This window comes from Bacillus sp. FSL W8-1141, assembly GCF_038593205.1.
Taxonomy (GTDB): domain Bacteria; phylum Bacillota; class Bacilli; order Bacillales; family Bacillaceae; genus Bacillus; species Bacillus altitudinis.
In genome coordinates this window covers 2,631,213-2,644,450 of the sequence record NZ_CP151973.1, presented here as the reverse complement: position 1 = coordinate 2,644,450, position 13,238 = coordinate 2,631,213, and the positions used below count along the sequence as shown (strand labels likewise).

13 protein-coding genes and 2 other annotated features are annotated in these 13,238 nt (G+C 41.6%); of the genes, 12 read left to right on the top strand and 1 reads right to left on the bottom strand.

The annotated features are described in order from the left end of the window. The first annotated feature begins 26 nt into the window (after positions 1-26). The 6 genes from NSQ52_RS13560 (at position 27) to NSQ52_RS13535 (ending at position 7,365) form a co-directional block, all read left to right on the top strand. Complete coding sequence (locus tag NSQ52_RS13560; protein WP_017367826.1) at positions 27-1,448, top strand: replication initiation and membrane attachment family protein; 1,422 nt, start codon at positions 27-29, stop codon at positions 1,446-1,448. Between the two features lie 17 nt (positions 1,449-1,465). Beyond that, positions 1,466-2,395 (top strand): primosomal protein DnaI, encoded by a 930-nt coding sequence (gene dnaI, locus NSQ52_RS13555; protein WP_008346034.1) that lies wholly within the window; start codon positions 1,466-1,468, stop codon positions 2,393-2,395. A gap of 32 nt (positions 2,396-2,427) precedes the next feature. Beyond that, positions 2,428-3,066, top strand: coding sequence for a TVP38/TMEM64 family protein (locus NSQ52_RS13550; protein WP_058336551.1), 639 nt, complete (start codon positions 2,428-2,430; stop codon positions 3,064-3,066). A 60-nt stretch (positions 3,067-3,126) separates the two neighbouring features. Then, complete coding sequence (ytxC, locus tag NSQ52_RS13545) at positions 3,127-3,996, top strand: putative sporulation protein YtxC (RefSeq protein ID WP_039168873.1); 870 nt, start codon at positions 3,127-3,129, stop codon at positions 3,994-3,996. A 43-nt stretch (positions 3,997-4,039) separates the two neighbouring features. Continuing rightward, positions 4,040-4,287: a binding site (T-box leader), on the top strand. Between the two features lie 45 nt (positions 4,288-4,332). Further along, positions 4,333-6,273 (top strand): threonine--tRNA ligase, encoded by a 1,941-nt coding sequence (thrS, locus tag NSQ52_RS13540; protein ID WP_007501674.1) that lies wholly within the window; start codon positions 4,333-4,335, stop codon positions 6,271-6,273. Positions 6,274-6,444: 171 nt separating this feature from the next. Beyond that, on the top strand, positions 6,445-7,365 hold the full coding sequence (locus tag NSQ52_RS13535; RefSeq protein WP_342473456.1) for a methyl-accepting chemotaxis protein: 921 nt from the start codon (positions 6,445-6,447) through the stop codon (positions 7,363-7,365). A gap of 55 nt (positions 7,366-7,420) precedes the next feature. Here NSQ52_RS13535 and NSQ52_RS13530 read toward each other — a convergent pair whose 3' ends face one another. Beyond that, positions 7,421-8,200, bottom strand: coding sequence for an HAD family hydrolase (locus NSQ52_RS13530; protein ID WP_024718651.1), 780 nt, complete (start codon positions 8,198-8,200; stop codon positions 7,421-7,423). A 177-nt stretch (positions 8,201-8,377) separates the two neighbouring features. On the opposite strand from NSQ52_RS13530, the gene NSQ52_RS13525 reads away from it, so the two are divergent. From NSQ52_RS13525 to rpmI, 6 genes are all read left to right on the top strand, one after another. Beyond that, positions 8,378-10,135 (top strand): sensor histidine kinase, encoded by a 1,758-nt coding sequence (locus NSQ52_RS13525; RefSeq protein ID WP_160757464.1) that lies wholly within the window; start codon positions 8,378-8,380, stop codon positions 10,133-10,135. Continuing rightward, positions 10,132-10,869 (top strand): LytTR family transcriptional regulator DNA-binding domain-containing protein, encoded by a 738-nt coding sequence (locus NSQ52_RS13520; RefSeq protein ID WP_048002761.1) that lies wholly within the window; start codon positions 10,132-10,134, stop codon positions 10,867-10,869. The genes NSQ52_RS13525 and NSQ52_RS13520 overlap by 4 nt, the downstream gene beginning before the upstream one ends. A 137-nt stretch (positions 10,870-11,006) precedes the next feature. Then, the gene (gene lrgA, locus NSQ52_RS13515) at positions 11,007-11,447 is read left to right on the top strand and encodes an antiholin-like murein hydrolase modulator LrgA (RefSeq protein WP_041092522.1); all 441 of its coding nucleotides are present in this window, start codon (positions 11,007-11,009) and stop codon (positions 11,445-11,447) included. A 14-nt stretch (positions 11,448-11,461) separates the two neighbouring features. Next, positions 11,462-12,157, top strand: coding sequence for an antiholin-like protein LrgB (gene lrgB, locus NSQ52_RS13510; RefSeq protein WP_327859412.1), 696 nt, complete (start codon positions 11,462-11,464; stop codon positions 12,155-12,157). Positions 12,158-12,285: 128 nt separating this feature from the next. Continuing rightward, positions 12,286-12,417, top strand: a sequence feature (ribosomal protein L20 leader region). Positions 12,418-12,488: 71 nt separating this feature from the next. Next, positions 12,489-13,004 carry a translation initiation factor IF-3 gene (gene infC / locus NSQ52_RS13505; RefSeq protein WP_024718649.1) on the top strand — a complete coding sequence of 172 codons (516 nt, stop codon included), beginning with the start codon at positions 12,489-12,491 and terminating at the stop codon, positions 13,002-13,004. A 25-nt stretch (positions 13,005-13,029) separates the two neighbouring features. Beyond that, positions 13,030-13,230: a 50S ribosomal protein L35 gene (gene rpmI / locus NSQ52_RS13500; RefSeq protein ID WP_003216324.1), complete on the top strand. Its 201-nt coding sequence runs from the start codon at positions 13,030-13,032 to the stop codon at positions 13,228-13,230. Positions 13,231-13,238 lie beyond the last annotated feature (8 nt).

Below are 13,238 nucleotides of genomic sequence, written 5' to 3'. Positions count from 1 at the left end.
CAACCGTATTAAGGGAGGATCAGCATATGACAGAGCATTGGAAGGAAGTGCTAGCCGTCGATCCGTATGTCGTCAAAAGCGCTTCATTGCTCGGTGACATCGATAGACAGCTTATAACTCTTTTATATCAGCCGCTTATTGGCATGTCCGCTTTCAGTTTATACATGACGCTGTGGGGAGAGCTGGAACAAAATCGAATGTGGGGGAAACCCGCACCTCACCGTCAGCTGATGGTGATGCTGCAAACGAATTTAAATGATATTTTTGAGGAGCGCTTAAAGCTTGAAGCGATCGGATTACTCCGCACATATGAACAGGAAACGGAAGAAGGCAGACTGTTTACATATGAGCTCGTGCCGCCGCTGAGACCGGATGAATTTTTCCAAGACGGTATGCTGAATGTCCTTTTGTATCATCGGGTAGAGAAAGCAAAATATATGCAGCTTCGTGATTATTTTTCTTATCCAGGAGTTCCTGCTGATGCAAAGAACATCTCCCGATCGTTTGAAGAAGTGTTTCACGTCTTGCAGCCAGGAGAGCGCAAGATGACAGAGGAAATCAATCAGGCGTCATCGCTTGACGAGGGCTACGAATATGTGACAGTTGGCTCAAGTCAGCCTGCACCGCTTTCAGATGAATCTTTTGATTTTGATCTATTGTTAGCAGGCATGTCGGATATGATGATTCCGAGAAAAGCTTTGACAAAGCAAGTGAAAGAGACAATTAAGAAGTTAGCGGTCGTCTATGGCATCACCCCGCTGCAAATGCAAAATATTGTCGCAGGTGCCTGTGGTTCAGATCAGATGATATCAACTGAGGATCTGCGAAAAGCAGCGAGAGACTGGTATCAAATTGAATACAGAGGTGAACAGCCGAAGCTGATTGATCAAAAACAGCCAAGGCATTTACGTCACAATGTCACGCAGAATTCAGGTGCAGATGCGCCTGATGCGAAATTGATTGAAAAGCTTGATCATATTTCGCCTAGAGAGCTTCTAAAAGATATGGCAGATGGCATTGAGCCGACGTATGCAGACTTAAGAATTGTTGAAGATATTATGCTTGAGCAGCAGCTAGAGCCTGGGGTCATGAATGTCCTGATCTACTATACACTGCTAAAAACCGATATGAAACTGTCCAAAACATATATGCAGAAAATCGCCGCCCACTGGGTGCGAAAGAAAATCAAAACAGTGGCAGCTGCTATGAAAATTGCCAAAGAAGAGAATAGGCAAATGACAGAATGGGCGCAGCAAAAAAATAAGCGTCAATCATATGGGTCAGGAAAAGTGATCCGCGAGGAGAAGCTGCCTGACTGGATGAAAGAAGCTGAAACGAAAGAACAGCCAAAAGAACAGACAGATAACTTGTCTACAGAGGACCTCGAACGAGAAAAAGAAAAATTGTTAGATCAGTTTAATAATATGAAAAAGTACAATGCACATTAATGTGAGGTGAGATGGAGATGAAACCGATCGGTCGTTCATTTGATCAGCTAAAAGGGCGGGTAGATTTTCGCGTGAGATACAATCAGATTAAAGAAAGTGTCCTAGCTGATGAAGATGTAAAAGCTTTTTTAAAGGAGCATCAAGAGGACATCCAAGAAGACATGATCAATCGCAGCTTGAATAGGCTCTTTGAATATGTACAACAATCAAAGGGCTGTTCTTACTGCTTAGAGGAAGAGAATGTAAATGTCATTTTAGACGGGTATCACCCGAAGCTTGTGATCAAAGGTCAGAGCATTGATATTGAATATTCCCCTTGTCCTGTCAAACTGCGACTTGATAGACAGAAAAAACAGCAAGAACTTATGAAAAGTATGTACATTCCACAGAATGTTCTTCAAGCGACGTTTGCTGATTTAAATGTGGTTGGAAGACAAGAAGTCATTCAAAAAGTAGGTCAATTCCTGCAAAGTTATGATGAAACAGGTAAGGGAAAAGGCCTCTATTTACATGGAAAGTTTGGGGTCGGAAAAACATTTATTCTGGCAGCGATTGCGCAGCAGCTAGCGGTAAAAGAGTATCCATCTCTCCTTGTATACGTGCCTGAATTTGTGAGAGAGTTAAAAAATTCGTTAGCTGATCATACACTCGAAGAGAAGCTGAATATGGTCAAATCAACACCAATTTTAATGCTTGATGATATTGGAGCAGAGTCGATGACAAGCTGGGTACGAGATGAACTTTTAGGAACAATCTTGCAATACCGCATGGCAGAGCAGCTGCCGACTTTTTTCTCTTCTAATTTCTCACCGAATGAGTTAAAGCATCACTTTACGTACTCACAGCGCGGGGAAAAAGAAGAGGTGAAGGCAGCTCGATTAATGGAACGTATTCTCTACCTAGCTGAACCAGTTCTGCTTGAAGGGGAAAATCGCCGTCATTTATAAAAAGATAGGTCACGTGAAGGGGAGCGGATGAAATGAATAAAAGAAAATGGCTGCTTTTCCTCGTGATTGGCGTCCTAGCTGCTGTGCTATGGTGGCTCAACAAACAGCATTTTCAACTGTCGCCGAAAGATGTGAAGAATTGGATTCTTCAATTTGGGATGCTAGCTCCCTTTGTCTTTCTTTTCTTATCACTTTTTCGTCCATTTGTGCTTGTCCCTCTCACCGTCTTTTCGCTAGCAGCAGGTTTGGCATTCGGCAGTGTCCTTGGGACCATTTATGCCTTAGCTGGTGCGACAGCAGGTGCAACAGGATCTTTCCTGCTTGCCTCAACCTTCCGTTCAAACAAGCAGGAAACCGAATCAAGCAATCGGAAGCTAAAAGCGGTGACGTCCCGTATTCAAGAGCATGGATTTCTTTATATCCTCTTATTACGCATTGCGCCCATTCACTTTGATTTTGTCAGTTATGCCGCAGCAGCTTCACGTGCGAATTATCGTGCATTTGCGGCGGCGACTTTTTTAGGGTTAATACCTGGTACTGTGGCGTTAAATGTCCTTGGATCAAGCTTTGTGAGCGGAAATTATGCCGCCTTAGCGATTGTTTGTTTGATTTATTTGATCTTTATCTCAGTGCCACTGATTTTAAAAAGAAAGATGCCTGATTTATTTTAGGCGTCTATTTTTTATGTTCCCCCCATATATATGTAACAGATGTCGTTAGGGGGGACAAACATGCTTGAAATAATCTTTGAAGATGAATATGATACCGCCGCTTTTTTACATCTTGCTGAACACTTGGACAGTCGGCATCACATTTCGATTCAACAAGGGAAAGACCGGCTTCTCATAGAAGCGAAGAAATCAGGAGAAGCCATAGAGCACATTGTGCGGACATTACTGATTCACTTTTTTTTGGAATGCAAAGAAAATGAACGCATGCGCAGCATCCTTGAAAACACATACTTATTTAAAGATCCAGAAGAGCAGCACCAAATTCTTTCAATCGCCCATAGCATCATGAAAGGGGATCTAGATGATATTCCTGGAATTCATCAAGACCCACCGAGGGAGGATCTGTTAAAAAAAGAGCTTGAGACGATTTCTTTACAGAAAGGTGTTTTTTCCATTGGTTCATTTATGACATTTAGGCTCTCAGCGTATGACAGAAGGCTGAAGAACTATGTTGAAGTATCCATTGAAGAATATAAAATGGAACAAGAATATCAAAACTTTATTCAATCCCTTCGAGACTATGTGATGTCAAGAGAACCTAAGCTTGAAAAAGTACATGTTGTGCATCAGGACCGCCTGATGATTTGGGAATTTCGGTACGCTTCTGAGCGTGATCAAAAACAATACATAGACAGACAGTTTGTAAGAGAGCATCCAATGTATATTGATTCGCAGTTGATTGCACCGCTTGTATCCATTGCGCCACAAAAGATTGACCTATTTACAGATGATACAGGTCACTCGATGGTGCAAACCATTCAAAATATTTTTCAAGAAAGAGTTGAGGTATTCCCTTCTCATTCGTTTCAGGAACAGCATGTTCAATTTGTTCCTAGTCATTTGGAAAAGAAAAGTGAAAAGCTTTCTTGATTTTCACGAAAAAACGTTTTATAATACGGTGTAACTTCATACAGAGACCGTATTGATAAGGACATGAACAAATGAACACCCGCTTAAAGAGAGGGAAGCCGTGGCTGAAAGCTTCCTAGCAGAGGACCATTTGCTTTACCACCTTTGAACATCAGCTGTGAACTGTTTAGTAATAGCTGACGGGAATTCCCGTTATTGAACCACAAGCCGTATTTGCTTTTGACAAAGCAAGCTGCAAATACGGGAAAAAGGGTGGAACCACGATTCCGTTTATTCAACCTCGTCCCTTTCCAGGGGGCGGGGTTTTTATATTGCCAAAAAAAGGAGTGACTAGAGATGTCAGAACAAATTCAACTTACATTTCCAGATGGAGCAGTCAAGGAGTTTGATAAAACAGCTACAACAGAAGACATCGCGGCATCAATTAGCCCAGGCCTAAAGAAAAAAGCGCTTGCCGGTAAATTGAACGGCAAAGAAATAGATCTGCGTACGCCGCTGTTAGAAAGTGGAACAATCGAGATCATCACAGATAAGAGTGAAGAAGCGCTCGATATTATGCGACACAGCACAGCGCATTTGCTTGCACAGGCAATCAAACGCATTTATGGAAAGGAGCATCACGTCCAGTTTGGTGTAGGCCCTGTCATCGAAAATGGCTTTTACTATGATGTCGATATCGATGTAGCGATTACACCTGAAGATTTACCAAAGATTGAAAAAGAAATGAAAAAAATCATTAACAGCAATTTGCCGATTGAGCGCATTGAAGTTTCAAGAGAAGAAGCGAAAGCACGCTTTGAAGCAATTGGTGATGAATTGAAGCTAGAGCTGTTAGAAGCAATCCCAGAAGGCGAAGCCGTCACAATTTATGAGCAAGGTGAATTCTTCGATCTATGCCGTGGTATTCACTTGCCGTCTACAGGGAAAATCAAAGAATTCAAGCTGTTAAGCCTTGCAGGTGCTTACTGGAGAGGCGACAGTAACAACCAAATGCTTCAGCGTATTTACGGAACAGCTTTCTTCAGCAAAGAGGAATTAAACGAGCATTTACGTCTGCTTGAAGAAGCAAAAGAGCGTGATCACCGTAAACTAGGCAAAGAATTGAAACTGTTTGCGAACTCTCAAAAGGTGGGCCAAGGTCTTCCGCTCTGGCTGCCAAAAGGGGCCACAATTCGCCGCGTCATTGAGCGTTATATTGTTGATAAAGAAGTACGCCTTGGTTATGAGCATGTGTATACACCCGTTCTTGCGAGTGTAGAATTGTATAAAACATCAGGCCACTGGGCGCATTATCAAGAAGACATGTTCCCTGTGATGGAAATGGACAATGAAGATCTTGTTCTCCGTCCAATGAACTGTCCGCACCATATGATGATTTATAAAAATGAACCGCATAGCTATCGTGAACTACCAATTCGGATTGCAGAGCTTGGTACAATGCACCGTTATGAAATGTCAGGTGCTTTATCCGGCCTTCAACGTGTTCGTGGGATGACATTAAACGATGCCCATATCTTTGTTCGTCCAGATCAAATCAAAGACGAATTCATTCGTACAGTTCGCCTAATTGAAGAAGTGTATCAAGACTTCGGCTTAAATGATTATACGTTCCGCTTATCTTACCGTGATCCAGAAGATACTGAGAAGTATTTTGACGATGATGCAATGTGGAATAAAGCACAGTCTATGCTGAAAGATGCAATGGACGAGCTTGGACATGACTACTATGAAGCAGAAGGCGAAGCGGCATTTTATGGTCCGAAGCTTGACGTCCAAGTAAAGACAGCTCTTGGAAAAGAAGAGACTTTGTCTACTGTACAGCTAGACTTCTTACTTCCAGAGCGTTTCGATCTCACATATATCGGAGAAGATGGAAAACACCATCGTCCAGTTGTCATTCATAGAGGAGTTGTGTCCACAATGGAACGCTTCGTTGCCTTCTTAATTGAAGAATACAAAGGAGCTCTTCCAACATGGCTGGCACCTGTACAATTCCAAGTCATCCCGGTTTCACCATCTGTCCATCTAGATTACGCGAAAAAAGTGCAAGAACGTTTGCAGCTTGAAGGACTGCGTGTAGAACTAGACAGTCGTGATGAAAAAATAGGATACAAAATTAGAGAAGCGCAAATGCAAAAGATCCCGTACATGCTAGTTGTCGGTGATCAAGAAGCAGAAAATGGCGCGGTCAATGTAAGAAAATATGGGGAACAAGATTCAGAAACAATGGACCTCGAAGCTTTTGTGAAACATGCAGTCGCAGAAGCAAAAAAATAATGAAGGCGAACGAAACAGTCAGTGATCTCATCTATTGAGGTTGCTGGCTTTTTTCTTATGGAAAAAAATTCTCCACTAGTGATCCATTTGCGCAAATGATACGTTTAGATAGTACGAAAGTATGGGTAAGTATGTACTATTAGAGAGAGGCAAATTGGGGGAATGAAAGCAATGATTCAAACAACAAATACTGTATCAACACAAGTATTGGAGCAATCAGCTGTGCTTCGTGCGCTAGAGCACTCACTGGCGATGATTGAATTTGATGTCACAGGTAAGGTCCTATGGGTCAATGATATTTTTGCAAAAGCCATGAAATATTCAAAGGAAGAAATGATTGGTTTAAAGCATAGACAGTTTTGTCCTCCGCATATTGCAGAAGACGCAAGTTATCAAATGTTTTGGAAGCGTTTGAAGAATGGTCAAGTGTTTCAGGAAAAGGTGCAGCGGATCACGAAGTACGGTGACACCTTATGGCTTGAAGCGACGTATACGCCAGTGCTCGATGAAGAGGGGAATGTAGTGGCTGTCGTGAAAGTGGCAACAGATATTACAGAGAGAGAAAACACAATGAAGCAGGTAGTAGAAGACCTAAAGGATATGTCTGCAAAATTAATGGAGCGAGCGGAAATCGGCATCCAGCATAGTCAAAGTGTAAATGCTTCTTTTGAACATATCGCGAGTGAAACTGATCAAAATATGAGTTTGCTAGAAGAGTTAACAGAGCAGGTGGAGTCGATCAGCTCAATTGCTACAACGATTAACAGTATCGCTTCCCAAACGCAGCTGCTCGCATTAAATGCGGCCATAGAAGCTGCGCATGCGGGTTCCTATGGAAATGGCTTTAGTGTCGTCGCGGCAGAAATCCGTAAGCTTGCGACAGATTCAAAGGAAGCGATCGTAAAGGTGGATCGTTATGTGAAGGCGATCCATTTAGAAGTTGAAAAGGTCAGCACCGGAACAAGCCGTGCAAAGACAAGCGTGTTTACAAACCGGGATCTTGTCAAGCAGGCAAGCGAGGAATTCATGAATGTAGGAGAAGCAGCACGCGGCTTAGATCGTCAAGCACAAAGTTTAGCAGCAATTGTATAGCCGAAAACGAAAATACACCCAATCTCGATCAGGAGAAGGGTGTTTTTCCTATGGTTTATTTTAAAATATCAAACAATTCGTGTAAGTCTTTAATTTCATAATCTGGTGTCACATCTGTTTCATTTTTCTTGCCATGACGATTGATCCAAACGGTTTGGATGCCAGCGCGAGAAGCGCCGAGAATATCTGTTTTTGGATTATCTCCTACCATGATGACATCATCTTTTGTGAGATTTAACAGCTGAAGGCAGTGCTCAAAGATGCCAGGATCAGGCTTTCCTTTTCCATAATCTCCAGAAATCACAATTTCATTAAAGTAAGGGGCAAGTTCCGGAACACCTGCAAGTTTTTCTTTTTGCAGACTAGGATCTCCATTTGTTAAAAGGAGTAATTCATAGGTGCCCTTCAGGCGCTCTAAAACAGGATACGTTTCTTCATAGACATACGGGCGTTTTCTGCGCTCTGCTGCAAAGAAATCTGCTAAGTATTGACCAAATGCTTCATCATCAATTCCTGCCTCTTTTAAGCCGTTCGTCCATGCGTTTTTGCGATACTCTGGTGCAAGGGCGTTCAGCTTTTGAAAGCCTTCGCTAATCGGCTCACTAAAATTAGACCACAGTCCTTCAAAAGGATTAATGCCAATCATAACAGTATAATCATATGTTTCATAAGAAGAGTACAGCTTTCTTGCTTCTTCACGCACGATCTGTTCAAACGATTCTGGATCAAGTCCATATTTCTTTTCCGCTTCCCTGCATGTTTCCTGAAAAGTGGTATGAATGCTTTTTTCATCCCAAAGCAAAGTATCATCTAAATCGAAAAATACGGCTTTCATGATCTTCTCCCTTGTTATGTATGTAGTTACCCTCAATTGCATGTGACAGGCTCATGTTCATTTTACAATAGAAGCAGAGGGCAATAAAGAAAAGATTTGAGAGATTTTTGAGCATTGACCGTGCATGATAGAATAGATAGACAGTAGATATCACATACATCAATTGAGGTGGCCGGTTTGCTTCATTTAATTATTATGATGATTGAGCGTGTAGGAATCATCGTTATTTTGGGATTTGTGCTTGCCCATGTCAAGGGCTTTCGCAATCTCTTACTACATAATCAAGGGTTTCGAAAAAAGGCAATCCTTGTCTTTATCTTTGCTTCTTTTAGTATCATCAGCAATTACACTGGAATTGAAATCCAGCAGCAGATTGTGATGAACCACGAATTTTCATATCACTTAGGCTCATCAAGTTCTATCGCCAATACGAGAATTATGGGGATCGAAATGGGCGGCTTAATAGGAGGGCCGTTTGTAGGGATTGGTGCTGGGCTTTTAGCTGGCATTCATCGCTATTCACTAGGAGGGAGCACCGCGCTTAGCTGTGCAATTTCTTCCATTTTAGCCGGTGTGATTGCAGGCTATGTCGGCAGGCGATTTAAGCGGAAGAATCGAATGGTCACACCGCGACAAGCAGCGATTTTTGGTGTAGCGATGGAATCTTTACAAATGGTCATTATCCTTCTGTTTGCGAAGCCATTTGCTGATGCTTGGGGCCTTGTGAGTATTATTGCTCTGCCGATGATCTTTGTGAATGGAATCGGGAGTTTTATCTTTTTATCTATTTTACAGTCAGTGATTCGTCAGGAAGAGCAGGCAAAAGCGATGCAGACGCATCGAGTATTTTCTATCGCAGATCAAACACTTCCTTATTTCCGGCAAGGGCTAAACGAACAATCATGTAAAAGTGTGGCAGAAATCATTCATCGTTTAACAGAAACAGATGCTGTCTCCTTAACAGATACAGAAAAGATTTTAGCACATGTCGGAGATGGAACTGATCATCATATTCCATCGAAAAGCCTGATTACAGGACTGTCTAAGCAAGTGTTGATAAGTGGGAAGATTATGAAGGCGCACTCAAAAGATGAAATCAATTGTTCAGTCGCCCACTGCCCGCTTGAAGCAGCCATAGTGCTTCCACTCACGTCTAATGGTCAAACAATTGGAACATTAAAAATGTATTTCAATTCTCCAGTCGGATTAAGCAGAGTAGAAGAAGAGCTTGCAGAAGGTTTGGCGATGCTCTTTTCCACACAGCTTGAGCTTGGGGAGGCTGAGACCCAAAGCCGTCTGCTGAAAGATGCAGAGATCAAGGCGCTTCAGGCCCAGGTGAATCCGCACTTTTTATTTAACTCCATTAACACCATCTCCGTTTTGTGTAGAACGAATGTAGAGATGGCAAGGAAGTTGCTACTACAGCTGAGTATTTATTTTCGATCGAATTTACAAGGTGCTCGCCAGCTGCTTATTCCAATGCATAAAGAAATTCAGCATGTGGAGGCTTATTTATCACTGGAGCAAGCGAGATTTCCAAATAAATATCTAGTGACCTTTCAAATTGAAAAAGAGCTGGAACAGGTCATGATCCCTCCCTTTGTGCTTCAAGTGCTTGTTGAAAATGCAGTGAGACATGCTTTTCCTAAACATCAAACAAATTGTGAAGTCATCGTATCCGCTTTGATAAAAGATGGGCATGTCTATATGAAAGTCACAGATAATGGCCAGGGGATTGAAGACGACAAGATGGCTCAATTATTAAAATCGCCAGTTGAATCAAAAGAAGGAACAGGTACAGCACTTTATAATTTAGACCAGCGGCTAAGAGGAATTTTTGGCCGGCCAGCTGCTTTATCCATTCATAGCGGCAATGGTACTGACATCTCATTTCGCATTCCAATGGATTATGTAAAAAAGGATGATTCTCGTTGATAAAGGTATTGATTGTAGATGATGAAGTTTTAGCAAGAGACGAATTAAAATATTTGTTACAAAGAACAAAAGAGAATGTTCAAATAGAGGAAGCGGAAAATATAGAATCTGCTTTTGACCGGATGGTCGATCATAAGCCCGATTTGCTCTTTTTAGATATCGATTTATCAGGCGAGAATGGGTTTGATATTGCCAAAAGACTCAACCGAATGTCTGATCCGCCGGCGATTGTATTTGCTACAGCATTTGATCAATATGCGCTGAAGGCGTTTGAGGTGAGTGCACTAGATTACTTAACAAAACCTTTTGATGAAGAGCGGCTGTTGCAAACGATGCAAAAGTTTAAGAAGTGGAAAGCTATTGAGACGCAGGAACCGTCTCTTTCAGAAGACAAATTTTCTCACAACCAAAAATTAGCGATCTCTGTCGATGAGTCTATTGTGATCTTGCAGGTTGACGAGATTATGTATGTAGGGCTTAGTGAAGGAAAAAAGGTTGTGAAAACAAGAGATCATATGTATGAGGTGACAGAACCGCTTGTGGTCATTGAAAAGAAATTACCTGAGGCTTATTTTATGAGAGTTCACCGAAGCTATATCGTCAACACGTCTCATATGAAAGAAGTGCAGCCTTGGTTTAATTCAACGTATAATCTTCATATGACAGACGGGTCTATCGTCCCTGTCAGCCGAACATATGCGAAAGAACTAAAGAAGTCGCTCCTATTAGAATAGGGCGGCTTTTTTCATTTGCATTTCAATCCTCATTTTCTGCATTTCAGTCAGGATATTAGGTGAGTTTTATTGTAAACGCTTCATTTGTTTGTTTCATGCCATATACTGAGGGCAGTCGAAGAAAGAGGTGAAAGGGCATGAGTGCCACAAAAGTATATGGATTTCTATCTCAAGCATTTATCTTTGCAACGGTAATGTTCGTTTCTAATCTCATTTCAATGTATTTACCGATTCCGATGCCAGCATCTGTTATTGGTTTGGTTCTATTATTTATTTTATTAACAACAAAGATTGTGAAACTAGAGCAAGTAGAGCAATTAGGTAGCTCATTGACAGGTCTTATTAGTTTTCTATTTGTTCCTTCTGGTATCTCAGTCATTCAATCATTAGGTGTCATGCAAGAAGTAGGGGTACAGGTAGTGGGTGTGATTATCATTGCAACCATTATGTTACTTGCCGCCACTGGGCTGTTCTCTCAGCTTCTGATGCAGTTATCAGAAAGACCACAGCGTCAAAAGACAAAGGAGAGCAAATCCACTCCTTCTCATTCAAATAAACCAGCTTCAACTACGCATTAAAGGAGAGGTGTAAGATGGGTACAAGTACTATGAGTCCTTATTTTGGCATTGTCGTCTCATTAGTGGCCTTTGGAATTGGCACATTTTTATTTAAAAAGTCTAAAGGTTTCTTCTTATTCACCCCGCTATTTGTTGCCATGGTGTTAGGCATTTTGTTTTTGAAAATTGGCGGTTTTTCCTATGCAGATTATAATGAAGGCGGTAAGGTTATCAAGTTTTTCTTAGAGCCTGCGACCATCGCGTTTGCGATTCCTCTTTATAAACAGCGAGCTTTGCTGAAAAAATATTGGTGGCAAATTTTATCCGCTATTTTTGTCGGCTCACTTTGTTCTATTACAATTGTTTATGTAGTAGCAAAAGGGATTCATCTTGATGCTGCTGTTATGAAAAGCATGCTCCCACAAGCAGCGACGACAGCGATTGCTTTGCCAATTGCAAAAGATATTGGCGGAATTGCAGATATTACAGCCTTTGCAGTCATTTTTAATGCGGTGATTGTCTATGCGCTAGGTGCCTTCTTCTTAAAATTGTTTCGGATTAAAAACCCAGTGGCCAAAGGCCTTGCACTTGGTACATCTGGACATGCGCTTGGCGTTTCTGTTGGGATTGAGATGGGGGAAGTGGAAGCGGCAATGGCGAGTATCGCTGTGGTGGTAGTAGGGGTTGTCACCGTAATTGTCATCCCAATCTTCTTGCAATTGATTCTTTAATCGCAGCATTGTTTGAAAAAGGCTTGCTCAAATCGTTTCGTCATGCTAAAATGAAAAAGTTGTTTCAAGAGTTCGGTTACTTGACGGACAAATGAAAATTGTGTAGAATAGTTAACGAATTGAATAGATATCACAAGCAGAAGCACCCGCTTCTCACCTGATTGACACATGTTTGTAGTTGACAGGTTGACCGTACATTTATTTTTTCATGCAAATGTTCGCAGTGTGGGTGTTTTATATGCCCACACTTTTTGTTTGCCTGTAAAACATACAACGAAATGGTCAAAATGAATTGTGAACTCAATTCAAAATCTCATGGAGGTGGCTCACTATTAGCAAAGATCAATTAGTTAATGAAGGTATTCGTGCGCGTGAAGTTCGTTTGATCGGACAAAATGGCGATCAGCTGGGGATTAAAACCCGCCAGGAAGCTCTGGAAATTGCTACGAAAGCCAATCTTGACCTTGTGTTAGTTGCTGCAAATGCAAAACCACCTGTTTGCCGAATCATGGACTACGGTAAGTTCCGATTCGAACAACAGAAGAAGGAAAAAGAGGCACGTAAGAATCAAAAAATCATTAGCTTAAAAGAAGTTCGGTTGAGCCCGACAATCGATGAACATGATTTTAACACGAAGCTCCGTAATGCAATCAAATTCCTTGAAAAGGGAGATAAAGTGAAAGCTTCTATCCGCTTTAAAGGCCGTGCGATTACGCATAAAGAAATCGGACAGCGCGTGTTAGACCGTTTCTCTGAAGCTTGCGCTGAAGTAGCAACAGTAGAAACAAAACCTAAGATGGACGGACGCAGCATGTTCCTCATGCTTGCACCAAAAGTCGAAAAGTAAAAGTAACAGAGGGAGGAAACATCCAATGCCAAAAATGAAAACTCACCGCGGATCTGCTAAACGTTTCAAAAAAACAGGTTCTGGTAAACTTAAACGTTCTCATGCGTACACAAGTCACTTGTTCGCTAACAAATCTACAAAGCAAAAACGTAAATTGCGTAAGAGCGCAATCGTAAGTGCTGGAGATTTCAAACGTATCAAACAACAACTTGCAAACATCAAGTAATCTGGAAT